This window comes from Geobacillus sp. CCR, assembly GCF_052906625.1.
Genome location: NZ_JBREBQ010000018.1, coordinates 43837 through 66869 on the forward strand (window position 1 = coordinate 43837; position 23033 = coordinate 66869).

Here is a 23033-nt window from a genome sequence, read left to right on the forward strand (position 1 = left end):
AGGGAGATTGCGATGACTTTCGCCGCACCAATGAGCTCCAAAGAAGCACGGCAAATGATTCGGAACAATGAATGGGTGAAACCGACAGCGGGTGTCGCAAACGGCTATACACAGGCTAATTTAGTTGTGCTGCCGAAGGAGTTGGCGTTTGAATTTCTTCTGTTTTGCCAGCGCAATCCGAAACCTTGTCCGGTATTAGATGTGACCGAGCCGGGATCATGGGAGCCAAGCATGGTGGCGCCAGGAGCAGATTTGCGTGTAGACTTGCCGAAATATAGGGTTTATCGAAATGGCGAACTGACAGAGGAGCGGACGGATATCATCGATCTTTGGGATAAGGACATGGTCGGCTTTCTGCTCGGGTGCAGCTTTACGTTTGAACATGCCCTGGTGAACAATGGCATCCCGGTTCGCCACATTCAAGAAAATTGCAATGTCCCGATGTATAAAACGAATATCCCGTGTGTAAAAGCGGGAAGATTTGAAGGGCCGATGGTTGTAAGCATGCGCCCGATTCCCCATAAGGATGTTGTCAGGGCGGTTCAAGTCACGAGCCGCTTCCCGTCTGTTCATGGTGCCCCTATTCATATTGGCGACCCGAAACTTATAGGGATTCATGATATTTATAAGCCTGATTTTGGGGATCCGGTCACCATCCGTGAGGGGGAAACCCCGGTATTTTGGGCCTGTGGGGTCACCCCTCAAGCGGTTGCTATGGAAGTAAAGCCGGATATCATGATTACGCATGCCCCAGGACATATGTTTATTACCGATCTGCGCGATGAGCAGCTTGGGGTTTTATAAGCCGAACTGCCTGCTCTGGTTGGTGAATATCCGAAGTAGGAAGCTGTGAGGGTGCGGCTGCACGATGGCTTTGCAGCAGCACCTGCTCACCCCACTAGCGGTGAATGCTTCGCGTATGGTTATGCGGTGGACCATTCCTTTTTTAATGTTTTGAAAAATAAAAATTATTGATTGACTTGCTTGCCAAAACGGTTTATGCTAATTTTATGACTTTCAGAAAGCAGAGGAGAGATGAGCCATGAGTGTAGTCCAGGAAACGAAAGGCTATTTCGGCGAATTCGGCGGCAGCTTCGTTCCGGATGAATTGCAGGAAGTGCTTGATTATTTGGAGGAGCAGTTTCTGAAATATAAAGATGACCCGGAATTCAATGAGGAGTTTCGAACCTATTTGCGGGAGTATGTCGGCCGTGAGAGTCCGCTGACGTTTGCGGCGCGGTTGACGGAGCGGCTCGGCGGGGCGAAGATTTATTTGAAACGTGAGGATTTAAACCATACCGGTTCGCATAAAATCAACAACGTGATTGGGCAAATTTTATTGGCGAAGCGGATGGGCGCGAAGCGGGTCATTGCGGAGACAGGCGCAGGCCAGCACGGGGTGGCGACCGCTACCGCATGCGCCATGTTTGGCATCGATTGTACCATTTATATGGGAGAAGAAGATACGAAGCGCCAGGCGCTCAATGTGTTCCGCATGGAGCTGTTAGGGGCGAAAGTCGTGTCGGTCTCGAAAGGTCAAGGACGATTGAAGGATGCCGTGGACGAGGCGCTGAACGATCTTGTGCAAAACTATAAGACTACATTTTACTTGCTTGGTTCGGCGGTTGGTCCGCATCCGTACCCGTCGATGGTGAAACATTTTCAGTCGGTTATTAGCGAAGAGAGCAAGCGGCAGATTGTAGAGAAGGAAGGACGTCTTCCGGATGCGGTAGTGGCCTGCGTCGGCGGGGGAAGCAACGCCATCGGGGCGTTCGCCCACTACTTGGATGAACCGAGCGTGCGGCTCATCGGTGTCGAGCCGGAGAAGGCAGCGACGCTAACGAAGGGCGTTCCGGCCGTGTTGCATGGATTCAAGTGTTTGGTGCTCCTTGATGAAAATGGAAACCCGCAGCCGACATACTCGATTGCCGCCGGGCTTGATTACCCGGGCATTGGTCCGGAACATAGCTACTTGAAAGTGTCCGGGCGGGCTGAGTATTATACGGTCACGAACGAAGAAGTGCTTGAGGCGTTTCAACTGCTGTCTAAAACAGAAGGAATCATCCCAGCTCTCGAGAGCGCCCATGCGGTGGCGTACGCTATCAAGCTTGCGCCGACGTTAAGCAAAGACCAAATCATCATTGTGAATTTGTCGGGGCGCGGGGATAAGGATGTTGAGCAAGTGTTTTCCATGTTGCAATCGTGAAGAAAGCAGGCGGTTGTTCACGACGGTGTTCGCGTGAAGCCGCCTGCTTATTTGTAATCATCTTCCGCCGAGAAAATCTCGCTTTTACCCGTAAATGTAAGTCGGGATGAATCCGGGCTTCCTTTGCGAATCTCCCTATTGCCCCCAATGGGCAAAAAGTATACAATGGATGTAAATAGAACAAACGTTCTTTTTGAGGAGGGAGGGCTATGCACAAAGCCTATCGCTTTCGGCTGTATCCCACCCGAACACAGGCAAAACTCCTCAACGAGACGATTGGGTGCTGCCGATTTGTGTACAATCACTTTTTGGCCGAGTGGAAGGAGACGTATGAAACCACGGGAAAAGGACTCGGCTACAACGAGTGTTCCAAACGATTGACAGCTTTGAAGAAAACCCTTCCATGGCTGAAAACCCCTGATTCAACCGCCTTGCAAAACGCACTGCAGCAGTTGGCCGAGGCGTTTGACCGGTTCTTCGAGGGAACGGCGAACGCTCCCCGCTTCAAAAGCAAAAAACACCCGAACCAATCGTACACCGCCCAGTGCAACTACCCAAAGAACGGACGCCCTACGATCGAAGTGGACGGCCATCGGTTGAAACTTCCCAAGCTCGGATGGGTGAAGTTCGCCAAAAGCCGCGAGGTGGAAGGCCGCATTCTCTCCGCCACGATTCGTCGAAATCGAGCGGGGAAGTATTTCGTCTCCATTCTCGTGGAAACGGATATTCCCCCATTGCCCCAAACCGACAAGAAAGTGGGCGTCGATTTGGGGTTGAAACAGATCGTAGTGCTTTCCACAGGCGAAACGATCGAACACCCCCGGTATTGGCGCCGGTATGAAGAAAAGCTCGCCTACTGGCAGCGGGTGATGGCTCGTCGAAAGCCAGGCGGTTCGAACTGGGAGAAAGCCCGTTTGAAAGTGGCCAAGCTTCATGAAAAAATCTCCAACTGCCGGAACGATTTCCTGCACAAACTGTCCACCCGCCTCATCCGCGAAAACCAAGTGGTGTGCGTGGAGGACTTGCGTGTTAGGAACATGCAAAAGAATCGCAAGCTGGCTAAATCCATTTCCGATTCCGCGTGGGGGAGTTTTCTTCGCATGCTCGAGTATAAAGCGACATGGTACGGGCGGACGGTGGTTCGTGTTGCGAGCACGTTTCCCTCGAGTCAATTGTGCTCGTGCTGCGGGCATCGGCACGTCGAGGTGAAATCGCTTGGCATTCGCGAGTGGGTGTGCCCCGCCTGCGGAGCCGAACATGACCGGGACCATAACGCTGCCCGGAATATTCTAAATGAAGGGCTTCGACTGCTGTCGTTGTAGGGCGGCTGAACCGTGGGACGCACGGGGATGGCTTGGCGGACATCCTGCCGCGGGGCGGGTGTTCCCAAGAATCTCCCACCTCGAAATGCGGGCGGGAGAGCGTTCAACTGAACGGAGAGGGATTATAAGGCCGCTTGTTTGCAGCGGCCTTAGTTGAGCGCTTCAATGAGCCGCAGCCTTGGTATCACAGTGAGGCGCTAACTAATCGCCACTCCTGCGCTCGCATATCCCGTGACGGAAGCGGCGATTGAAAGGCCGGAAGTGGTGATGAAAAACGCCATGAGCAGCCGGTCGCCAGTATTGACAGGCACGTTTAATCCTGTGATGATGCCGCTGGCGTTTTGGGCTAGGGAGATGGGAAAGGTGATTGATGGCGTTAATGTAATGAGCGTGCCTGGAATAGGCGAAAATACGTTGCTGGATGGAGAAGTGGCGATATACAATTGAGCGCGGATCGTAGCTGTTCCTAAAAGCGCTGTGCCTGTTGTAGCGGAAAAATTGGCTGCGACAGCAGTAATGATTCCTGAACGCGGGATGGTAAAGGAAAAATTCGATGTGCCGCCAAGGTTTATCGTTCCTCCCACTAAACTGATGCTTGAAGCAGCGTTTCCAAATCCGATCAAACTTGTGGTGTCGGCCAACCCGGCTATAGTGGCGGTCAAGACAACCGTTGTTCCTGAAGCGAATGGAATGATGGCTCCTGCTCCAGCCGGTCCCGTCGGCCCTGTGGGTCCTTGAGGTCCTGTGGGTCCGGTCGGCCCTGTAGGTCCTTGAGGTCCTGTGGGTCCTTGAGGTCCGATGGGTCCCGTGGGTCCTTGAGGTCCTGTGGGTCCAGTCGGTCCTGTAGGCCCTGTGGGTCCCGTGGGTCCTGTTGGTCCGGTATAGATTTTTACAATCGGCGGCCATGTTCCGCATAAAGGGGAAAGACATTTTACTCGAATAGGACGTCGGTCAGACAAGCGGCATAACCTCCCTTCATCACGATTCATCGGTTTGGTGGAACGTGCTTTCGGCGGCGAGAATGGATTGCAGCAAACATTCGTTGTGCAAAACCGCGGGATGATGAGGAACGTATTGTTTGGCTTTTTCGTTATGTTGGTATGCTAACTCGTACTCGCCCATGTAAAAGTAACATACACAAAGCTGCAAGTGGGGAAGCCAAGTCCAGCAAGCATGATGAACAAATCCCCAGCTGTCGGAAGGCATTGTGAGTTGAGTGGCTAAATGGTACCAAAAGGCGGCAAGACGATATTGCTTGCGCTGAAGGAAGTAATAGCCCAGCCGGCAGCAGCATTCAGCCCGAGGGGTATCGTATTCGAACGATCGGAGCGCATATCGCAATGCCTGTTCTTCATCACCAAGCGCATCAAAACAATCCGCTACCTTTCCGCAGGCGGCGATGCAATCTTCCACCCACCCTTTTTTTGTCTGCAAAAACTGTTCATAATACTGAATGGCCCGCTCGTATTGTTGATGGTCGAACAGTTCGTTGGCAAAGTAAAACAGATCTCTTGGGGAAAATTCTTTTCCTTGTGCCAACTGTTTCTCATAGATTTGCAAATTTCGATCTGAAGCGCAGCGATTGGGTTGATGAATAATGGTAATATCGCTGTTGAGAATCGTTCCCCATACTTCTAGATATTCATGAACCATCCCATGCCATCGGAAGCCGTTGGATCGTTTGACGAGACGATTTCGGCGGACGCTCGAGATCGTCTTTCCATATTCATCTTGGGCAAGGCTGTAAATCATGGTGACGGAGTCGATGTCAGAAGAAAGGGTGCGCTTCAATGTGAGAAATTTGGTCTGCTCTTCTGCCGGCAAGATGTCGTCTGCGTCCAGCCAAAAAATATAGTCCATGGTGGCGTGGGAAAAGGAGAAGTTTCGCGCCGCCGAGAAATCATCGCTCCAAGGAAAGTCGATGACTCGTGCGGTGTAGGAGCGGGCGATTTCTTTCGTGCGATCCGTTGATCCTGTATCCACAATCACGATTTCGTCTACGAGATGTTGGACGCTGTCCAAACAGCGGGCAAGGACGTCTTCTTCATTTTTGACGATCATGCAAAGACTGATGGTGATCAATTTCCTTGCACCTTCCTTTCGGCCATGTTGCTGTTTCACTATATGCATCATGCGGGAACGTGCTTATGCCAATGCCGCATGGCGCTGTGAAAATCGAGGAAAAAGGGCGGAGTGAAGAAAATCCCTTCATCCCCGCAATCAATGGGGGATGAAGGGACTGATTTGCTTCGCGGTTGACCTTAGTTGTGAATGAGCGCCCTGCTGTAAGGCGGTGCTCCCGTAATCCTCTTGCTTTGAAACGCCAGCCTCAATCGGGAGGGGTTACACCGCTTCAACAGGAATAAATTCCCATTTATTTACATCAAATAATCCTTGGTCGGTCAGCTTGAGCTCTGGGATGACCGGCAAGGCGAGGAAGGACAATGTGATGAATGGGTTGAACGAGCCATTGGCGCCGATGGCTTTAAGGGCTTTGTCAATCTGCTTCAATCCGCTTAGCACCTCGGTATAGTCTTTTCTTGTCATTAGACCGCCGATCTCAAGCGGCAGGCTGGCAAGCACCGCTCCGTCTTTGATGACCGCCAAGCCGCCGTGCTGCTCGCGGAGCTGTTCGATGGCGGCGGCGAGGTCGCGATCGTTTGTTCCGGCGGCGATGATATGGTGTGAGTCGTGCGCGATCGAAGAAGCGATGGCGCCTGCCTTGAATCCGAAGCCGCGGACGATGCCAAGGCCGATGCCGAGGCCGCGATGGCGTTCGACGACAACAAGCTTCAGCAAATCCCGCTCGATCGACGGGCAGAAAGCCCCTTCCTGGACATCAACGTCCGTGATGAGGTGGTTCGTATGCAAATGGTTCGGGATGATCTCGATGACATGGGCTTTCGTTCCTCTTTTCATCGGGATGCGAAGATCGGTTTCGTCCACTGCTTGGCAACGGATGGAGTGAAGCAATGGCTGTTCAAGGCTTTCTGCCGATCGTTCGGCCGGAAACACCGTCTGTCCATGTTGGGCCACTAGTCTTCCCGCTTTGAAGACGTGGGTGATGTTCAATATTTCCAAATCGTCAACGAACAAAAAGTCGGCGTCATATCCTGGAGCGACAGCGCCTTTTGTCGGCAAACGGTAGCACTCTGCGGCGTTCAGCGTGGCCATTTGGATGGCCAGAAGCGGGTCGAGGCCGGCCTGAATGGCGAGCCGCACATTATGGTCGACGCTTCCTTCGAACCATAAGTCATCAAGATGTTTGTCATCCGTGCAAAACAGAAAGCGGCGCGCGTTGTGCTCAGTGACGGCAGGAAGAAGTTTTTCGAGGTCTTTAGCGACTGATCCTTGGCGAATGAGCACGTACATGCCGCGGCGAATGCGTTCAAGCGCTTCGTCGACGGTGACGCATTCATGATCCGTATGGATGCGGGAGCTTCGGTAGACGTTGATGGCGTTGGCATCAAGGCCGGCCAAGTGGCCGTCGATCAGGCGGTTGGCGTTTGCCGCGAGCGCCAGTTTGTCGAGCATCGACGGGTGTTGTTCCCTTAATGACGGATAGTCCATCACTTCCGCCAATCCGAGAACGCGTTCATCGTTGAAAAACGGCGCCAGTTCCGCGGCGGATAAGACGGCTCCGGCATGTTCAAATGAGGAGGCCGGCACGCACGACGGCAACATCATATACACATCGAGCGGCGTCCGTTTCGCATCATCGAGCATAAACTGGATGCCGTGGATGCCGGCGACGTTCGCGATTTCGTGCGGATCGGCGATCACCGTGGTGACCCCATGCGGGAGAACGACGCGGGCGAATTCGCTCGGAGGAACCATGGATGATTCGATATGCACGTGTCCGTCGATCAGTCCCGGACAAATGTAGCGGCCCTCGGCGTCAATCGTTTTCTCTCCTTCATAGCGCCCGATGCCGACGATCATTCCTTCCACAATGGCGAGGTCTCCTTCGATGATTTCGCGCGTGAACACGTTGACGATTTTCCCATTTTGGATGACGAGATCGGCTTTTGTTTGTTTGGCGGCGGCGGCGATTTGGTTGTGCAATGTCGAATGCATGCAGTGATTCTCCTCTCTTCATGATGTGAATCGCGATGCCAGTGGAAATTGGCTTTATTGTAATGGGCTTGATGGAAGATGTCAATCGCTTTGGCGCTGATTTTGACATACCCTCTTTACAACGTAACAGTGTTATGTTACATTTATGATTGTGAGGGGGTGATGCCACGATGGAACCAGAACTCATCTCAAAAAAAGAGCTGCTCGAGCTGACCGGCATTTCGTACGGCCAGCTGTACCGCTGGAAGCGGAAAAAGCTCATTCCGGAAGAATGGTTTATTCGCAAATCGACATTCACCGGGCAAGAGACGTTTTTTCCGAAAGAGAAAATCTTGGCCCGCATTGAGAAAATCAAAGAGCTGAAAGATGAGCTGTCGCTCGATGAACTGGCGGGTGTGTTTGCGCCGAGTCCGGCGGCGGTTGTTTTGACGAAAGAGGAAATTGTAAAACGTCACATTGTTTCGGATTTGGTGATGCAATGGTTGGATGATGAATGGGGAGGCCGCCAAGATGTGTCCTTTGCCGAGCTCCTGTCCCTTTACATCGTTGACCGGCTTCTTCGTTCCGGTGAGATCAGCATAGAAGAAGGAAAAAACATATGGATGATGTTTAAGAGCCATTATCCAAAATTGCAAGGGAAGTCATGCGAGCTTGTCGTTTTGCGCAAAATGGGGGTCACGGTTTCCTTTCTTGTGGAAGGGACAGCAGCTTTGCATGTGGAAGAAGGGGCGAAGCTCATTGCGCGGCTGCACGTGCCAACGTATATTGAAGAGTTGAAACTGGCCATTTCGGAGGGATAAAAGGATGGAGCGTCGAGATTTGGTCATTGCCGGGACGGGTCATGCGTCCGGCGGGCTGTACAATTTGGTGAAATTGTCGGGAAATGGGAAGCTGTACGGCGACATCGACTGCCTCGAGCTGCAGGTGCAAGGAAACGCGGCCGTGGAAGGGAGCGTGAAAGCCAACACGGTTCATATTGCCGGGAAAGGAAATGTGGCAGGCGGGGTGGAGTGTGAGTGGATGAAAGTGAGCGGGAGCATAAGAATTGAAGAAAATGTGCAATGCCAAGAGGCGACCGTTCGCGGCCGCGGGGAGGCGAAAGGTTCATGGGCGGCGGAGGTGGTTCGCGTCCATGGCGAGCTCAATATCGGTGGCGATTGCTCGGCTGAGCGGATGGAGGTGGAAGGGCATTTTGCGGTCGGCGGGCTGCTGAACGCGGACTATCTCGAAGTGAAGCTGTTGGGCCCGAGCCGCGTAAAGGAGATCGGCGGAGAGACGATCGTCGTCAAGCGGCAAGGAAGTTCGCTGTTCAAAAAATGGTTTTTTCCAGCGGAGTTGACCGCCGATGTCATTGAAGGGGATTCCGTCCATCTCGAACATACGAGCGCGAAAATGGTGCGCGGCAATCGCGTCGTGATCGGGCCAGGGTGCGAGATCGAGCGAGTCGAATACCGAGAAAAGTTGGAATGCGATGAAGAGGCGAAAATCGGCACGATCGAGAAAGGGTGAAAACGATGGCGGAACGAAACTTGACGGTTCATGGATCGGCGCTTTCTGGAGGCGGTGTGTTCCATCACGTCACGATTCGCGGCGATGCGACGATTCGGGGCGACATCGAGTGCGACCGCTTGAAAGTGTTTGGCGCAGCCGACATGAAAGGAGCAGTTGCGGCCCGCACGTTTCGCCTATTTGGCCAAGCGAACGTGGACGGTCCCGTACAGGCGGAGAAAATGGGGGTGTTCGGGGAAGTGGACATCCGGGGACACGCCCGCCTTGGGCATCTTCAGCTGCGCGGGATGGCGCAAGTCGAGGGGGGCATCGAAGCCGATGTCATCCGCGGTTACGGCGAGCTGTCGGTGTCGGGAAGCTGCGAGGCGGAGAGTGTTGCGTTGACCGGAGTTGTGCACATTGGACAGACGTTGAATGCGGAGCAGGTGGAACTGTCGCTCTGTTTTGCCGACAGCTCGGTCAAGGAAATCGGGGGGCGGACGATTTCCATCACCCGCAGCAAAAAATGGAGCGCGATTCATTGGTTGAGCCGTTTTTCTTCTTCGCCCGCCGTATTGGCAGCGGATGTGATTGAAGGAGATGAGATTTATGTGGAGTATACACGAGCCGCGGTCGTCAGGGGGGATCGGGTGACAATCGGTCCGGGCTGCGACATTGGGCTTGTTGAATATCATACAGCCTTTGCCCAAGACAAGAAGGCTGCGGTGAACGAAAAAAGACAGAGATAGAGGGAAATGGAACGGATGGAGAGGAAGGAAACGAAGACGGGATTGGTCGTGATCGCGCTGTTGCTCGGCATTTTTGTCGCTTCCATGGACAATACGATTGTGGCGACCGCCATGGCGACGATCGTCGCGGATCTCGGGGGGCTCAAGCAGTTTGTTTGGGTGACGTCAGCGTATATGGTGGCCGAGATGGCCGGGATGCCGATTTTTGGGAAACTGTCCGATATGACGGGAGGAAGCGATTTTTCTTATTTGGCATCATAGTGTTTTTGCTTGGTTCGATTTTGTGCGGCATGGCGCAAACGATCGTCCAGCTCAGCATCTTCCGTGCCATTCAAGGCATCGGCGGCGAGGCGCTGGTGCCGATTGCGTTTACGATTATGCTACCGCAACGTGATGTTCGGGTTTATGCTCTTGTTTGCGGCCGGGATCGGGCTGTTTGGCACGATTGATGAACAGACCACGCGTCTTGTCGTGACGTTGTACATGATCATTGTCGGATTAGGGATGGGCGCTTCGTTTTCCGTCCTCGGCATGGCGGCGATCCATCATTTTTCCGAAGCGGAGCGGGGCGCGGCCAGCTCGACGAATTCATTTGTCCGGTCGCTCGGCATGACCGTCGGCATTACGGTGTTTGGCATCATTCAGCGCAACTTGTTTACGGATCAATTGGCTGAGCAGTTTCACGGCATGGCGCAAGGCGCGTTTGGAAGCAGTGTTCACGACCCGCGGGCGATGTTGTCGCCAGAAGCGCGGGCGCACATCCCGGCACCGGTGCTCGATCGGTTGACGGAAGCACTGGCTTCTTCGATCGCCGATACGTTTTTATGGGCGCTCATTCCCGCGGCGCTCACGATCGTTTGCGTGCTTTTGATGTCCAATGATCGGCTCGCCTCGTGGACGGGTGCGCGGGAACGAGCAAGTGAGAAATAAAAGGGGCATGATTGGAAGAAAAATAGAGTCTATGCAGCGGACGGTGCTCATCATGCGGTTAGGGTGCGCCGTCCGCTTGTGGTTTATGCCGGGCTTTTGGCGAGATGTTGCAATTTCACTTCTTCCCGATGGAATTGCTTAAACAGCGTTATTACATCTGCTGTACGTTGAAAGTGATAACGAATCGGGCGCCTCGCCAATAGCGGCAAGGTGTTTTTTGTGTGCAGATTGACAATAGAATAAACTGAGGGCTAATATACCTGTGTGGGTAGTCAGATCGCATTGGTTTCGATCATTCTAAGCATGAAAATCCGCTATTGGTTGTCAGTGTTGTTGCATCAGTGGATGTGATCTAAAAAATAGTGGAACCGATGAGTGATGATTGGATCATCGATCATAAAAGAGACGATCCGGCAAGTTCGTGAAAAGGGGGAAAAGGTGGATGAAGGAAGAAAGACCAAAACCGACAGAGGACTCCAAATATATTCAGCAGCACTTAGCCAATGAACGGACGTTTCTCGCCTGGATTCGCACCTCGATTGCCATTATTGGAATTGCTTTTTTAATGATCAATTTGCATGAAAAATCAACGAGCAACGCATTGTCCACGGCCATTGTCCAATTGATCGGAGCATTGGCGGTGGTCATTTCCATCTGCACGATTGTGTTTTCCACCATTAGTTATGTCATGAAGACCAAACAAATTAATGAACAAACGTTCCGGCCGTCACGCCCGCTTATTTGGTTTTTGGCGTCCTTGTTGTTGCTGATCACCGGATTGTTTGGCTATTATTTTTTCACTTTGCTTTAATAGCGGTGCTTTCTCACCGCTTTTTTGTTGACAAAAGGAAAGTGATTCGATAACATAGGATTTGAAATACACATACGTGTATATGTATATATAACACGTATGCGTGTATAAAACCGGGATAGGTATCAAACATAATAACAAAAAATGTAAGGAGGCTCTTTTGATGAAAGTAGCGATTATTGCAGCAAACGGCGGGTTGTTTGATGCGTACAAGGTGTTCAACATCGCGACAGCTGCTGCGGCGGCAGACGCGGAGGTCGGGGTGTTTTTCACATTTGAAGGGTTGAATCTCATCCATAAAGAAGCGCACAAACAATTGCCGATTCCTGAAGGGAAAGAACATTTTCAACAAGGGTTCCAAAAAGCGAACGTTCCATCGATTGCCGAATTGCTTCAAATGGCGCAAGAGATGGGTGTGAAGCTGATCGCTTGCCAAATGACGATGGATGTCATGGGGCTTGACAAAGACCAATTCGTCGATGGCATTGAGGTGGCGGGGGCGGCGACGTTCCTGCAGTTTGCGAAAGACGCCGATATTACATTGGCCTTTTAATAAGGGAGAGGAGGAAGGAGAATATGGCACAAGTCACTGTCTATACAACAACGACATGCCCGTATTGTGTCATGGCGAAAAACTTTTTGCGCGCTCAAGGGATTCCGTTTAAGGAAGTGAATGTCGAGCTCGATCCGGAAGCGGCGCGGAGGCTGGTGGAAACGACCGGGCAAATGGGCGTGCCGCAAATCGAGATTAACGGCCGCTGGGTGCTCGGGTATGATCCGGATGCCATTATGGCATTGTGGAATCAGGCGAATCATCGTTGAGAATAACGGACCATTGACGAAACTATGAGATCAGGAGGGGATATCGTTGGCAAAAACGATTTCGGTCAAAGAGATCGCCAATAAGATCATTCGCGGTGAGGAGCTGTTCATTGTGGACGCTCGCAACCCCGAAGATTTTGCTGACTGGCGGATTGAAGGGAGACATGTCGAGGTCGTCAATATTCCGTATTTTGAAGTGTTGGATGGCATTGAACCATATTTGGACCGTTTGCCAAAAGATAAAAGCAAAACGATTTATGCCGTTTGCGCGAAGGGCGGCTCGTCGGAGTTTGTGGCAGAACAGTTGGAAGCGGCGGGCTATACGGACGTTTATTCAATCGAAGGTGGCATGAAGGCATGGAGCGAACATTTGGAACCAGTGAAAATCGGCGAGCTGAAAAGCGGAGGAACGATTTACCAATTCGTCCGCCTCGGCAAAGGGTGTCTCTCGTATCTCGTCGAATCGAACGGCGAGGGGGCGTTGATCGATACGAACCGCATGACTGACGCATACGTCCGTTTTGCCAACGAACACGGCATTACAATCAAGCATGTGCTCGATACGCACTTGCATGCCGACCATATTTCTGGCGGGCGCAAGTTGGCGGAAGAACTGGGTGCAACGTATTACTTGCCGCCGAAAGACGCGGAAGAGGTGACGTTTACCTACACACCGATTCAAGATGGCGACCGCATCCGCGTCGGCCATGTCGTGATTGAAGCGTTGTATTCGCCGGGGCATACGATCGGCAGTACATCGTTTATTGTGGACGATCAATATTTGTTAACCGGTGATATTTTATTCATCGACTCGATCGGGCGCCCGGATCTTGCCGGGAAAGCGCAAGACTGGGTCGATGATCTGCGGGAGACGCTTTACCGGCGTTACAAACAGCTTGCAGATGATTTGATTGTATTGCCGGCGCACTATATGGGGCCGAATGAAATGAATAAGGATGGCAGCGTGGCGGAACGGTTGGGGGTTCTTTATGAAAAGAATCATGGTTTAAATATTTCTAGCGATGAAGAATTCCGCCGAACGGTCACGGAGAACTTGCCGCCGCAGCCGAATGCTTACAAGGAAATTCGGCAGACCAACATGGGGAAATTGCATCCGACGGAAGAGGAACAACGGGAGATGGAAATCGGTCCAAACCGTTGCGCCGTTCGGTAGGGAAAAGGAGCCGGCGTTTTCCAATGCCGGCTTTTTTCCTCTCTTTACGAGTATAATGAAATTGAAGTGAGGAATAGGAGGGAAAAGGATGACAGGGCATCGTTTTCATTACGAACATGCTGAACGATTATTGGATCCGAAGCGCAAGGAATGGATCGACCCGCAACAGGCGATTTCGATGTTGTCTGTGAAACCGAATGACACGATCGTGGATCTTGGCTCGGGGAATGGCTATTTTACGATTCCTCTCGCGCAGGCGACAAACGGAAAAGTGTACGCGGTCGATGTGCAGCCGGAAATGATTGAATTGTTAAAACAGCGAGCCGAGAAACTAGCGATCACCAACATCGAATATCGGGTGGCGGATGTCGCCTCGACCGCCTTGCCTTCCCATTCGGTGGACAAAGGAATCATGGCGTTCGTCTTTCATGAAGTGGAACGAAAAGAAGCCGCCATTGACGAAATTCGCCGCGTGATGAAGCCAAAAGGGCAGTTTCTGTTGATCGAATGGGAAGCGATTGAAAGCGAAATGGGGCCGCCGCTCCATGAGCGGATTCCGTCGGATGAACTGTTTTCCTATGTGAAACAAAAGGCGGGCAACGTGGAACTTGTCCGTTTTCACCCGGCTGTCTATGGTCTTTTGATTCGCTGGGAATAACCAATTGTTGAGGAAAATATTTCTTATTGTCATTATACCGTATAGGGTATATAATGATCGTGCATAGGGTGAATAGAGGGGGTGAACCGTTGATCGTCATCAGTTTGTTATTCTTTCTCATTCTTTTGGGCGCAGCGTTGTATCGACGCTACTATCCTGTAAAACATATCCCATGCCTTCCGGTAGAAGAGGTACCGGACGGCTTGCTTCTTCTTGACTTGCGCGATTATAATGAAAGCAACGGCTCCATATTTGGCCAAGCGTTGCATATTCCGGTGGCGTATTTGAAACGGCATGTTCGGCATATCCCGCGAAAGCCGCTTCATATCATTGCCCAGGATGCCATCGAAAAAAACGTCGGCATCCGGCTGTTGCGCTGTTATGGCTATGAGGTGAAAAGCTATTCGGTCACGGCTTGTGATTGTCAAGAAAGGGGGCGAACGAGCCGATGGAATATAACAAAGAGATCAAAAACCGCTTAAAACGGATTGAAGGACAAATTAAAGGCGTCCTTGGCATGATGGAACAAGGGAAAGACTGCAAGAGCGTCGTTTCCCAGCTTTCAGCGGCGCGCAATGCCATTGACCGCGCCATTGCGGTGATCGTCAGCACCAATTTGGAACATTGCCTGCGTGAAAGCATGGAAAAAGGAGAAAGCACAGACAGTCTTGTCAAAGAAGCAGTGGAACTGCTTGTGAAAAGCCGTTAATGCGTTGATCAACAAAAAGGTGTTGACAACGTTCTTTTTCTTGTAGTAACATACCCATAGGGGTAATGGTAATAAAAATCTGTTGTGAAGGAGGTCATCATCATGAACGTAGCGAAAGTATTGGATGCGAAAGGATTGGCTTGCCCGATGCCGGTGGTGAGAGCCAAAAAAGCGATGGACGAATTGCAATCGGGAGAAGTGCTGGAAGTGCAAACGACCGATAAAGGGGCGAAAAACGATTTGCCGGCATGGGCGAAAACAAGCGGCCATACGGTCATTGAGATGAAAGAGGAAAACGGTGTGTTGACGTTCTGGATTCAAAAAGGATAATTTTTTAGATTTTAATATACCCATATATGTATATTTAGAGAGGAGGCAGCCAGATGACACAGCCGAAGAAAAAGACGACGATCATTTTGTTCAGCGGCGACTACGATAAGGCGATGGCGGCTTACATCATCGCCAACGGCGCCGCTGCCTACGACCATGACGTGACGATCTTTCATACGTTCTGGGGGCTGAACGCCTTGCGGAAAGAGGCGCCGGTTCCCGTGCAAAAAGGGTTTCTTGAAAAGATGTTCGCGAAGATGATGCCGCGCGGCGCGGACCGCATGGGGCTGTCGCGCATGAATTTTGCCGGCATCGGCCCGAAGTTGATCAAAAAGGTCATCAAAAAACATAACGCCATGCCGCTTCCGCAGTTGATCGAGATGGCGAAAGAGCAAGGCGTGAAACTCGTCGCTTGCCAAATGACGGTCGATTTGCTTGGGCTGAAGCCGGAGGAATTGATCGACGGCGTTGAGTTTGCTGGCGTCGCCGCGTATTTGGCTGATGCGTCGGAAGGGAACGTGAACTTATTTATTTAACGAGGGAATCATATGTCGCAAACCATCATCAACATCATCCTGTTTGTTTTGCTTGTTTGGTTTTTTGCCAGCCGCTTCATCCCGCCGAAAGGGGTGCGAATGATCACAACAGCGGAATTGAAGCGCCGGTTGAAAGAACCTGGGGTGCAATATATTGATGTGCGCACCCCGATGGAGTTTCAGTCTTACCATCTGCCAGGGTTTCGGAATATCCCGCTGCACGAATTGACAGCACGCGTTCACGAACTATCCAAAGAAAAAGAAGTGATTGTCATTTGCCAAAGCGGGATGCGAAGCCAAAAAGCAAGCAAGTTGTTAAAGAAAATGGGATTTCAGCACGTAACGAACGTCAAAGGCGGTTTAAGCGCCTGGCAATAGAGGAGGATGACGATGAAAACAATCACACCGAAAGAGGTAGAAGAACGGCTTCGAGCTGGAGAGCCACTTCGGATCATTGACGTGCGCGAGCCGGATGAAGTCGCCACAGGAAAAATTCCGGGAGCGGTCAACATTCCGCTCGGCTTGATTGAGTTCCGCATGCATGAATTGGACAAAAATGAAGAATATATTCTTGTCTGCCGTTCCGGCGGACGGAGCGGCCGTGCCGCGGAGTTTCTTGACAGCCGCGGTTACCGCGTCGTCAACATGACAGGCGGCATGCTCGCCTGGGAAGGACCGATCGAATAAACCATCAAGGAGGGAATCTGCCAATGATTAAAGTCGATATGACGGTAGACGCGAAAGGATTGTCCTGCCCGATGCCGATCGTCCGCACGAAAAAAGCCATCAATGAGCTGCAGCCAGGCCAAGTGCTGGAAGTGCAGGCGACGGATAAGGGATCCAAAGCCGATATCAAAGCATGGGCGGAAAGCACAGGGCATCAATATTTAGGAACGATTGAAGAAAATGGGGTTTTGAAACATTATATCCGCAAGTCAGCGGAAAATGAAACACGCAAAGAAACGACATTCCCTCATGTCGTATCGAATGAAGAATTGCAAGAAAAACTTCACGATCCTGATTCGTTTGTCTTGGATGTCCGCGAACCGGCGGAGTATGCGTTTGGCCATATTCCGGGCGCCGTTTCGATTCCGCTTGGGGAGCTCGAGAATCGGATGGCTGAGCTTCCGAAAGACAAAACGATTTACGTCGTGTGCCGCACAGGGACGCGGAGCGATTTGGCTGCGCAAAAGCTGGCCGAAAAAGGATTTGACCGTGTGCGCAACGTCGTTCCCGGCATGTCGCAATGGAACGGGCCGCTTGATTCCGCTCAATCGTAATGAGCGGCCTTTTTTAACAATCAAATATACATTAGGGGGTATGTTAATATGGTGAAAGAAATGACCGTGCAACAAATGACGGAAAAGGTGTTCAACAAAGAATCGTTGTTCATCTTGGACGTCCGCAACGAAAGCGATTTTCGCGATTGGAAAATCGAAGGGAAAAACTTTGACTATTTGAACGTGCCGTATTTTGAATTGATTGATGGGGTTGACTCGATTGTCGACCGTCTTCCGAAAGACAAAGACATCGTCGTCGTGTGCGCGAAGGGCGGATCGGCGGCGTTTGTCGCCGAACAGCTGACGGAAGCCGGGTTTGACAACGTTTATACGCTCGCTGGCGGGATGCAGGCGTGGAGTGAGCATCTCCATCAAGCGAAAGTATACGAAGATGATCAGTTGAAAATTTACCAATTCATCCGCGTCGGCAAAGGATGCCTGTCGTATATGGTCATCTCCGGAAGCGAAGCGCTTGTCGTCGATCCGTTGCGATTTATTGACGTGTACGAACAAGCCGCCCAACAAGAAGGGGTGAAGATCACGCATATCGTGGACTCGCACTTGCATGCCGACCATCTTTCCGGCGGCAAGGCGCTGGCCGAACGAACGGGGGCAACGTACTACTTGATGAAAAGCGAGGGAGCGGTGTTTGATTTCGAGCCGCTAGAGCAGCATGACACGATCGACTTTGCCAACGTTCATTTGGAAGTGTTGGCCGTGAAAACGCCAGGCCATACGCCAGGCAGCGTCTCGTTCTTTGTCAACGGCAAATGGCTGTTCTCGGGTGACACGATTTTTGTCGGCGGTCTCGGGCGGCCGGACCTTGGCGGCAAAGTGGCGGAATGGGCGGAAGACTTGTATCACACCGTATATGAAAAAGTGGCGGCCATGGCGGATGATGTGATCGTCTTGCCGGCTCACTACGCGAACTTGGATGAAGAAATCAACGCGGAGGGGTATGTCGGCGATACGTTAGGCCGCATCCGCGCCCGCAATGAGATGATGCAAAACAAACCAAAAGACGAATTTATCGATCTTGTCATCCAAAGCGCCAATACCGAAACCCCGCCGAACTTTGAAGACATTGTCGCCATCAACCGCGGGCTCAAAACCGTTGATATTGAAACAGAGCGGGAGCTTGAAATCGGCCCAAACCGCTGCGCGCTGCATCATGCCCATGCCTAAAGAAGCGGCACAGATTGGCAGGGGACGGGGGCGTGCCTCGTCCCTTTTGAAAACAAAAGGGAGGGATGGTCGATGGATGTTTCGCTCGCGTTTCTCATTGTCATCTTTTTAATCGGTTTTGTCGGTTCGTTTATTTCTGGGATGGTGGGGATCGGCGGGTCGATTATTAAATATCCGATGCTTCTGTATCTTCCGCCGTTGTTTGGGCTGGCGGCGTTCAGCGCTCATGAAGTGTCGGGAATCAGCGCGGTGCAAGTGTTTTTCGCCACGATCGGCGGCGTGTGGGCGTATCGAAAAAGCGGCTATTTGAACAGATCGCTCATTCTCTATATGGGCGTGAGCATTCTTGTTGGCAGTTTTGTCGGCGGCTATGGCTCGAAGCTGATGAGCGAGGGAACGATTAACGTCGTTTACGGCATCTTGGCGGCATTGGCGGCCATCATGATGTTTGTGCCGAAAAAAGGGATCGATGACATTCCGCTTGACCAAGTGACGTTCAACAAAGGGGTGGCGGCCGCCTTGGCGTTTCTGATCGGCGTCGGGTCCGGCATCGTCGGGGCGGCGGGGGCGTTTTTGCTTGTGCCGGTCATGCTCGTTGTCCTGAAAATCCCGACGCGAATGACGATCGCTACGTCTTTGGCCATTACGTTCATTTCCTCCATTGGCTCTACGTTCGGGAAAATCGCCACCGGCCAAGTCGATTACATCCCGGCGCTCATCATGGTCGTCGCGAGCTTGCTTGCCTCTCCGCTAGGGGCGAAAGCGGGGCAAAAAATGAACACGAAAGTGCTGCAAGTCATCCTTGCCGTGTTGATTTTGGCGACGGCGGTGAAAATTTGGGTGGATATTTTATGATCGAAGCGCTTGAAAGGCGACGGGTCACGGGAAAAGACATGTGAATGCTGGAACTGATCATGTGTCGCCGTCCGTTTTCTGCGTGATGGTGAGCGATCGATTTGAGCATGCTAAACAACGGGAAAACATAACGAAGGGAAGAATGAGCGATGTTCCATTACACGGTTGACGTGTCAACGGGCATGAACGAAACGATCGAGCGTTTGGAAGAAAGCTTGAAACAAGAAGGATTTGGCGTGCTCTGGCAGTTTAGCGTAACCGAGAAGCTGCAAGAAAAGGGGCTTGATTTTTCCACGCCGATGGTCATTTTAGAAGTGTGCAACCCGCAAGAAGCGGCTCGGGTGCTAAACGAAAACCTCTTGGTTGGCTACTTTTTGCCGTGCAAACTCGTCGTCTACCAAGAAAACGGCACAACGAAAATCGGCATGCCGAAACCGACGATGCTCGTTGGCATGATGAACGATCCTGCTTTGAAGGAAATCGCGGCCGACATTGAGAAGCGGCTGGCCGCTTGCCTCGATCGCTGCCGCTGATGGGCAATGAAAAAAGGTGTCCCAAAGTGATGGGGCACCTTTTGGTTGTGCGCACATACACGGAAACGCAGGTTTGCAGAAAGAAAAGCGCTCTTTTCCCTTCTCCGCCGCTTCTTGATCGATGATCCAAAAGGAGAATCACAAGGTGACTGATTGTTGCAAAGCCAATCCTTTCTACAAATTCCCTTGCCCCGCCGCTTTTTTGGTTTTTGCCCGTTTTTTGGCTGAGCGCGGCTGTTTTTCTGTTTCCAGCTCGCGATGCACAATCCGGTCGGGATCCAACCCATTGCCAAGCGTGCCGTAAACATGGCCTTGCTTCGGCTCGATGAGCTCATTGTGCTCGTAGTAGACGCGCGGCGTTTTCCAAAGGGCGGCCAACGCTTTTCCCATCGGCATTTCGTGGTAGCGGTCGGGCCACATTTGTTTGATGTATGTTTTCACGAGCGGATAGTACTTCGAACTCATCGCTGGAAAGAGATGATGTTCGGTATGGTGCGAAAAGTTGAAGTGAAGGATATCCACCCACTTTGGCACCGTGACGGACAAGCTGTTGGCCAACGGATCGTTGACCGGCACTAACGGATTGAGACGGTGGTTTGTTGAGATATAGCTCATGACGATCGTGTTGGCGACGAGCAGCGGAAGCAAAAAGGCGAAAAACCATTTTTCCCAGCCGACAAGCCATAACAGCCCGAGCCATGTCGCCCAAGGCAAGAAAAATTGAAACAGGACAACCGCGCGGTTCTTCCGGCGGAAGTCTTTGAAAAAGTAAAACAGCATCCGGATCGAGTGAACGGTAAACATCACGGACAAGGAGCTAAAAGCGAAAGAAGCGCGAATCGGAAACGGGATGCGGTATACCCAAGAGAGCAGGCGGCTTTTCGCTAATTTCTCCATGCTTGGCCACGCGTCCGGGTCTTTTTCTTCATGCTGGGTATGCACATGGTGGCTGGCGTTATGCCATTTTCTCCACAACTTCGGACCGGTGCAAAGCGGCCAAAAGGCGATCGCTCCGAGAAGATCGCGCAGCCATGGCGTTTTGACGACTGTGCCGTGCAAAATTTCATGTCCTAAAAATCCTAACGCAGCAAAACTGAAACCAAGCACAACAGAGATGAGGAGGTTCCATACCGGGTGAAGATGAAAAAGTGATACAGCGAGGATGCCGGTGATGACGAGCCCTACATAAGCCAGACCTCCAAACAAGCGGGACTTCACAGGTTGAAACGCTTTTTTCGGCAAATGCGGGGCAATTTTCGCCGCGTACCAACCGAACGGGTGAAAATCATTCATTCAGTGATCTCCTTTCAAACTACTCTCCGTTTGACAAGCAGCGGCGAAGCCATTCACACACTCTTGGTCGCAACGAAGACCTTATTTTTTAATGAGGTGATCCCAAAAGCTGTCCTCTATGCCTAAATGATGTGGAGAGGCGAGAAAAGCTCTTGGTCATTATAAAGACTATTATAACATCTTTTGGATCGTTCTGTCTATAGGCTTGATGGAAAAATACCAAATTTGGGCATGATGGCAGTTTTTCCAGAAGGACAGGCTAGGCGCTTGAGCAGGCGGCTGGCTAAAACATCATGATCAATGTACCGATGGTAATGAGCAACACCCCGATCACCACTTTCGCGGACAGCGGTTCGCCGAGAAACATAGCCGCAAACAAAATCGTCAGCACCAAGCTTGATTTGTCAATGGCGGTGACGCGCGAGACATCGCCGATTTGGATCGCTTTGTAGAAACAAAGCCATGACAATCCGGTCGCCGCTCCTGAGAGGCAGAGAAACACCCAGCTTTTCGTTGAGATTGCTTTGACGCCTTGATGAGCCCCTGTCATCCAGACGATCATCCATGCGAGCACAAGCACGACGGCGGTGCGAATGGCGGTCGCTAGATGGGAGTTCACGTTCTCAATGCCGATTTTCGCCAGCACCGATGTCAGCGCCGCAAACACCGCCGCCAGCAAAGCATAAACGATCCACATGCACATCCCTTCGCTTTCATTGAGAATTTTTCTCATCTATTATACTACGAGAAGGGAGAACATTTCACCATTTTTCCATTCGTTTGTTATAATGGAGGACAAGCACCGCTGCTGGCGCCGCTTTTGCGCGAGTTGGGCGTCAATATGAGCACAGGTCCAACCCCTCGTTCTGATGAAGTACGGCAATTGTTCGAACAGTTTGCGATCTAAGAAGCCGACAGCTATTCAGAATAAAAGGAAGAGTTGCAGAACAAGAGCAGATGGAGGCAGGCGCTGGAGTGCGGAGTGAAAAGTGCGGGAATTTCCAGCTTTCCACTAGCCCCCTGCTTCTGTCAGAACGCCGTTTTTCTAGAAGCTCTTTGCATGACAAAGGAAAGAGGGATGAGTTATGTTGATTGCACTCGATATGGATGGCACTCTGTTAAACGGGGAAGGAAAAATCAGCGAGCGCAACCGGGCGGCCATTGCGGCTGCAAAAGCGCAAGGCCACATCGTCGCCGTCGTGACCGGGCGGGCGCGCAAAGACGCGCTCGCCCCGCTTTGTGAGGCAGGCCTCGTCTGTCCGATCGCCAGCTTAAACGGAGCGATCGTGACGCTTGAGGACAGCACGGTCATCAGCGAGGCGCCGCTCGAACGGGCGGCGGTCCGCCCGACGCTGGAGTGGGTGCGCGAACAGTCGGATTTGTATTGCGAGACGTACACGGGCGATGCGGTCTATGTCGGCTTGCACAACCGCGCCCAATGGGAAGCGCTCGCTTCCGAGATGGCCGCTGCGGCCCCGGATGTGAAATGGCTGGTGAACAAGCAGTTCCAGCAAGCGCGGGTGACGTATGTCGACGACATCCGCACGGTGTGGGACGACCCGAAGCGGGTGATCTATAAGCTGCTGATTTTCGCCCTTGACCGCGAGCGGTTGCGTGATGCGGCCTCCCGTTTCGCGGCGCTCCCTGGCGTCACGGTCACCTCCTCACATCCGCACAACATAGAAATGAACCACGAACGGGCGACAAAAGGCGAGGCGCTCAAGCAGCTCGCTGCCCATTACGGCATCGATTTGCGCGATACGGTCGTCTTTGGCGACAGCCATAACGATTTGTCGATGTTTGAGGTGGCGGGCTGCCGCGTCGCCATGGCCAACGCCGCCCCCGAATTGAAAGCGAATTGTGATTTCGTCACCCTCTCCCATGAAGAAGACGGCGTGGCGGCGGGGCTTGAGCGGGTGCTTGCGAAACGGGTGTAGCAGCACCCGTTTTTTATCTTAATTAGGCGAGAAGACTCCCACTTCAACGAAGCGAAGCGGAGTAAGTGGGAGATGAATCGCCTTAACTATATTTTGCTGAAAATAGGATAGATTCAGTAAAATATAGTATAATATAGT

General features: G+C 51.9%; 27 protein-coding genes and 1 pseudogene. 23 read left to right on the top strand and 5 right to left on the bottom strand.

The window, feature by feature from the left end; all coding sequences use genetic code 11:
• Nucleotides 1-12 precede the first annotated feature (12 nt).
• From ACVBDQ_RS10845 to tnpB, 3 genes are all read left to right on the top strand, one after another.
• The gene (locus tag ACVBDQ_RS10845) at nt 13-804 is read left to right on the top strand and encodes a putative hydro-lyase (protein WP_011231588.1); all 792 of its coding nucleotides are present in this window, start codon (nt 13-15) and stop codon (nt 802-804) included.
• A gap of 238 nt (nt 805-1042) precedes the next feature.
• Nucleotides 1043-2206, top strand: a complete 1164-nt coding sequence (trpB, locus tag ACVBDQ_RS10850) for a tryptophan synthase subunit beta (protein WP_014196133.1) — start codon at nt 1043-1045, stop codon at nt 2204-2206.
• 209 nt (nt 2207-2415) lie between these two features.
• Complete coding sequence (gene tnpB, locus ACVBDQ_RS10855; RefSeq protein WP_011231586.1) at nt 2416-3528, top strand: IS200/IS605 family element RNA-guided endonuclease TnpB; 1113 nt, start codon at nt 2416-2418, stop codon at nt 3526-3528.
• A gap of 197 nt (nt 3529-3725) precedes the next feature.
• Here the strand turns inward: tnpB and ACVBDQ_RS10860 are convergent, their stop codons facing one another.
• The 3 genes from ACVBDQ_RS10860 to ade all read right to left on the bottom strand — a co-directional run bounded on the left by ACVBDQ_RS10860 (nt 3726) and on the right by ade (nt 7605).
• Entirely contained in the window at nt 3726-4190 is a 465-nt protein-coding gene (locus ACVBDQ_RS10860) for an exosporium glycoprotein BclB-related protein (protein WP_231293743.1), read from the bottom strand.
• Nucleotides 4191-4506: 316 nt separating this feature from the next.
• On the bottom strand, nt 4507-5661 hold the full coding sequence (locus ACVBDQ_RS10865; protein ID WP_014196131.1) for a tetratricopeptide repeat-containing glycosyltransferase family 2 protein: 1155 nt from the start codon (nt 5659-5661) through the stop codon (nt 4507-4509).
• A 210-nt stretch (nt 5662-5871) separates the two neighbouring features.
• On the bottom strand, nt 5872-7605 hold the full coding sequence (ade, locus tag ACVBDQ_RS10870) for an adenine deaminase (RefSeq protein WP_446663217.1): 1734 nt from the start codon (nt 7603-7605) through the stop codon (nt 5872-5874).
• Nucleotides 7606-7775: 170 nt separating this feature from the next.
• Between ade and ACVBDQ_RS10875 the strand changes: the two genes are divergently transcribed.
• From ACVBDQ_RS10875 to ACVBDQ_RS10965, 19 genes and pseudogenes are all read left to right on the top strand, one after another.
• Nucleotides 7776-8405 (top strand): YhbD family protein, encoded by a 630-nt coding sequence (locus ACVBDQ_RS10875; protein WP_011231582.1) that lies wholly within the window; start codon nt 7776-7778, stop codon nt 8403-8405.
• Between the two features lie 4 nt (nt 8406-8409).
• On the top strand, nt 8410-9114 hold the full coding sequence (locus tag ACVBDQ_RS10880) for a polymer-forming cytoskeletal protein (protein WP_020278569.1): 705 nt from the start codon (nt 8410-8412) through the stop codon (nt 9112-9114).
• A gap of 5 nt (nt 9115-9119) precedes the next feature.
• On the top strand, nt 9120-9842 hold the full coding sequence (locus ACVBDQ_RS10885; protein WP_042382577.1) for a polymer-forming cytoskeletal protein: 723 nt from the start codon (nt 9120-9122) through the stop codon (nt 9840-9842).
• Between the two features lie 15 nt (nt 9843-9857).
• Nucleotides 9858-10772, top strand: a pseudogene (locus ACVBDQ_RS10890) (MFS transporter).
• Nucleotides 10773-11214: 442 nt separating this feature from the next.
• Nucleotides 11215-11583 carry a YidH family protein gene (locus tag ACVBDQ_RS10895; protein ID WP_014196123.1) on the top strand — a complete coding sequence of 123 codons (369 nt, stop codon included), beginning with the start codon at nt 11215-11217 and terminating at the stop codon, nt 11581-11583.
• Nucleotides 11584-11746: 163 nt separating this feature from the next.
• The gene (locus ACVBDQ_RS10900) at nt 11747-12136 is read left to right on the top strand and encodes a DsrE/DsrF/DrsH-like family protein (RefSeq protein ID WP_011231562.1); all 390 of its coding nucleotides are present in this window, start codon (nt 11747-11749) and stop codon (nt 12134-12136) included.
• Nucleotides 12137-12159: 23 nt separating this feature from the next.
• Nucleotides 12160-12405 (top strand): glutaredoxin family protein, encoded by a 246-nt coding sequence (locus ACVBDQ_RS10905; RefSeq protein WP_013145011.1) that lies wholly within the window; start codon nt 12160-12162, stop codon nt 12403-12405.
• A 46-nt stretch (nt 12406-12451) separates the two neighbouring features.
• Nucleotides 12452-13579 carry an MBL fold metallo-hydrolase gene (locus tag ACVBDQ_RS10910; protein ID WP_014196120.1) on the top strand — a complete coding sequence of 376 codons (1128 nt, stop codon included), beginning with the start codon at nt 12452-12454 and terminating at the stop codon, nt 13577-13579.
• A gap of 88 nt (nt 13580-13667) precedes the next feature.
• A complete protein-coding gene (locus tag ACVBDQ_RS10915) occupies nt 13668-14237 on the top strand; it encodes a class I SAM-dependent methyltransferase (RefSeq protein ID WP_014196119.1) in 570 nt (189 codons plus the stop codon).
• An 89-nt stretch (nt 14238-14326) separates the two neighbouring features.
• Nucleotides 14327-14719 carry a hypothetical protein gene (locus tag ACVBDQ_RS10920; protein ID WP_014196118.1) on the top strand — a complete coding sequence of 131 codons (393 nt, stop codon included), beginning with the start codon at nt 14327-14329 and terminating at the stop codon, nt 14717-14719.
• Nucleotides 14686-14946, top strand: coding sequence for a metal-sensitive transcriptional regulator (locus tag ACVBDQ_RS10925; protein ID WP_013145015.1), 261 nt, complete (start codon nt 14686-14688; stop codon nt 14944-14946). The genes ACVBDQ_RS10920 and ACVBDQ_RS10925 overlap by 34 nt, the downstream gene beginning before the upstream one ends.
• A 102-nt stretch (nt 14947-15048) precedes the next feature.
• The gene (locus tag ACVBDQ_RS10930; RefSeq protein ID WP_013145016.1) at nt 15049-15276 is read left to right on the top strand and encodes a sulfurtransferase TusA family protein; all 228 of its coding nucleotides are present in this window, start codon (nt 15049-15051) and stop codon (nt 15274-15276) included.
• 53 nt (nt 15277-15329) lie between these two features.
• Nucleotides 15330-15812: a DsrE/DsrF/DrsH-like family protein gene (locus ACVBDQ_RS10935; protein ID WP_020278578.1), complete on the top strand. Its 483-nt coding sequence runs from the start codon at nt 15330-15332 to the stop codon at nt 15810-15812.
• Nucleotides 15813-15824: 12 nt separating this feature from the next.
• The gene (locus tag ACVBDQ_RS10940) at nt 15825-16190 is read left to right on the top strand and encodes a rhodanese-like domain-containing protein (protein WP_446663218.1); all 366 of its coding nucleotides are present in this window, start codon (nt 15825-15827) and stop codon (nt 16188-16190) included.
• A gap of 12 nt (nt 16191-16202) precedes the next feature.
• Entirely contained in the window at nt 16203-16499 is a 297-nt protein-coding gene (locus ACVBDQ_RS10945; protein ID WP_021321728.1) for a rhodanese-like domain-containing protein, read from the top strand.
• A gap of 23 nt (nt 16500-16522) precedes the next feature.
• Entirely contained in the window at nt 16523-17092 is a 570-nt protein-coding gene (locus tag ACVBDQ_RS10950; protein ID WP_318538243.1) for a sulfurtransferase TusA family protein, read from the top strand.
• 48 nt (nt 17093-17140) lie between these two features.
• Nucleotides 17141-18277, top strand: a complete 1137-nt coding sequence (locus tag ACVBDQ_RS10955; protein ID WP_446663219.1) for an MBL fold metallo-hydrolase — start codon at nt 17141-17143, stop codon at nt 18275-18277.
• Nucleotides 18278-18349: 72 nt separating this feature from the next.
• Nucleotides 18350-19132 (top strand): sulfite exporter TauE/SafE family protein, encoded by a 783-nt coding sequence (locus ACVBDQ_RS10960; RefSeq protein WP_011231550.1) that lies wholly within the window; start codon nt 18350-18352, stop codon nt 19130-19132.
• Nucleotides 19133-19281: 149 nt separating this feature from the next.
• Nucleotides 19282-19665: a DUF302 domain-containing protein gene (locus ACVBDQ_RS10965; RefSeq protein WP_013145023.1), complete on the top strand. Its 384-nt coding sequence runs from the start codon at nt 19282-19284 to the stop codon at nt 19663-19665.
• Between the two features lie 174 nt (nt 19666-19839).
• On the opposite strand, the gene ACVBDQ_RS10970 is transcribed toward ACVBDQ_RS10965, so the two are convergent.
• Both ACVBDQ_RS10970 and ACVBDQ_RS10975 read right to left on the bottom strand, forming a co-directional pair.
• The gene (locus tag ACVBDQ_RS10970; protein ID WP_020278584.1) at nt 19840-20958 is read right to left on the bottom strand and encodes a fatty acid desaturase family protein; all 1119 of its coding nucleotides are present in this window, start codon (nt 20956-20958) and stop codon (nt 19840-19842) included.
• A 283-nt stretch (nt 20959-21241) separates the two neighbouring features.
• Nucleotides 21242-21655, bottom strand: a complete 414-nt coding sequence (locus ACVBDQ_RS10975; protein WP_023633522.1) for an EamA family transporter — start codon at nt 21653-21655, stop codon at nt 21242-21244.
• Nucleotides 21656-22043: 388 nt separating this feature from the next.
• Between ACVBDQ_RS10975 and ACVBDQ_RS10980 the strand changes: the two genes are divergently transcribed.
• Nucleotides 22044-22895 (top strand): HAD family hydrolase, encoded by an 852-nt coding sequence (locus tag ACVBDQ_RS10980; protein WP_020278586.1) that lies wholly within the window; start codon nt 22044-22046, stop codon nt 22893-22895.
• Nucleotides 22896-23033: the final 138 nt, after the last annotated feature.

Coding starts and splice junctions, on each gene's coding strand:
- ACVBDQ_RS10845 (WP_011231588.1), top strand. CDS start 13: ATGACTTTCGCCGCACCAATGAGCTCCAAAGAAGCACGGCAAATGATT.
- trpB (WP_014196133.1), top strand. CDS start 1,043: ATGAGTGTAGTCCAGGAAACGAAAGGCTATTTCGGCGAATTCGGCGGC.
- tnpB (WP_011231586.1), top strand. CDS start 2,416: ATGCACAAAGCCTATCGCTTTCGGCTGTATCCCACCCGAACACAGGCA.
- ACVBDQ_RS10865 (WP_014196131.1), bottom strand. CDS start 5,661: ATGATGCATATAGTGAAACAGCAACATGGCCGAAAGGAAGGTGCAAGG.
- ade (WP_446663217.1), bottom strand. CDS start 7,605: ATGCATTCGACATTGCACAACCAAATCGCCGCCGCCGCCAAACAAACA.
- ACVBDQ_RS10875 (WP_011231582.1), top strand. CDS start 7,776: ATGGAACCAGAACTCATCTCAAAAAAAGAGCTGCTCGAGCTGACCGGC.
- ACVBDQ_RS10880 (WP_020278569.1), top strand. CDS start 8,410: ATGGAGCGTCGAGATTTGGTCATTGCCGGGACGGGTCATGCGTCCGGC.
- ACVBDQ_RS10885 (WP_042382577.1), top strand. CDS start 9,120: ATGGCGGAACGAAACTTGACGGTTCATGGATCGGCGCTTTCTGGAGGC.
- ACVBDQ_RS10895 (WP_014196123.1), top strand. CDS start 11,215: ATGAAGGAAGAAAGACCAAAACCGACAGAGGACTCCAAATATATTCAG.
- ACVBDQ_RS10900 (WP_011231562.1), top strand. CDS start 11,747: ATGAAAGTAGCGATTATTGCAGCAAACGGCGGGTTGTTTGATGCGTAC.
- ACVBDQ_RS10905 (WP_013145011.1), top strand. CDS start 12,160: ATGGCACAAGTCACTGTCTATACAACAACGACATGCCCGTATTGTGTC.
- ACVBDQ_RS10915 (WP_014196119.1), top strand. CDS start 13,668: ATGACAGGGCATCGTTTTCATTACGAACATGCTGAACGATTATTGGAT.
- ACVBDQ_RS10925 (WP_013145015.1), top strand. CDS start 14,686: ATGGAATATAACAAAGAGATCAAAAACCGCTTAAAACGGATTGAAGGA.
- ACVBDQ_RS10930 (WP_013145016.1), top strand. CDS start 15,049: ATGAACGTAGCGAAAGTATTGGATGCGAAAGGATTGGCTTGCCCGATG.
- ACVBDQ_RS10935 (WP_020278578.1), top strand. CDS start 15,330: ATGACACAGCCGAAGAAAAAGACGACGATCATTTTGTTCAGCGGCGAC.
- ACVBDQ_RS10940 (WP_446663218.1), top strand. CDS start 15,825: ATGTCGCAAACCATCATCAACATCATCCTGTTTGTTTTGCTTGTTTGG.
- ACVBDQ_RS10945 (WP_021321728.1), top strand. CDS start 16,203: ATGAAAACAATCACACCGAAAGAGGTAGAAGAACGGCTTCGAGCTGGA.
- ACVBDQ_RS10950 (WP_318538243.1), top strand. CDS start 16,523: ATGATTAAAGTCGATATGACGGTAGACGCGAAAGGATTGTCCTGCCCG.
- ACVBDQ_RS10955 (WP_446663219.1), top strand. CDS start 17,141: ATGGTGAAAGAAATGACCGTGCAACAAATGACGGAAAAGGTGTTCAAC.
- ACVBDQ_RS10960 (WP_011231550.1), top strand. CDS start 18,350: ATGGATGTTTCGCTCGCGTTTCTCATTGTCATCTTTTTAATCGGTTTT.
- ACVBDQ_RS10965 (WP_013145023.1), top strand. CDS start 19,282: ATGTTCCATTACACGGTTGACGTGTCAACGGGCATGAACGAAACGATC.
- ACVBDQ_RS10970 (WP_020278584.1), bottom strand. CDS start 20,958: ATGAATGATTTTCACCCGTTCGGTTGGTACGCGGCGAAAATTGCCCCG.
- ACVBDQ_RS10975 (WP_023633522.1), bottom strand. CDS start 21,655: ATGTGGATCGTTTATGCTTTGCTGGCGGCGGTGTTTGCGGCGCTGACA.
- ACVBDQ_RS10980 (WP_020278586.1), top strand. CDS start 22,044: ATGTTGATTGCACTCGATATGGATGGCACTCTGTTAAACGGGGAAGGA.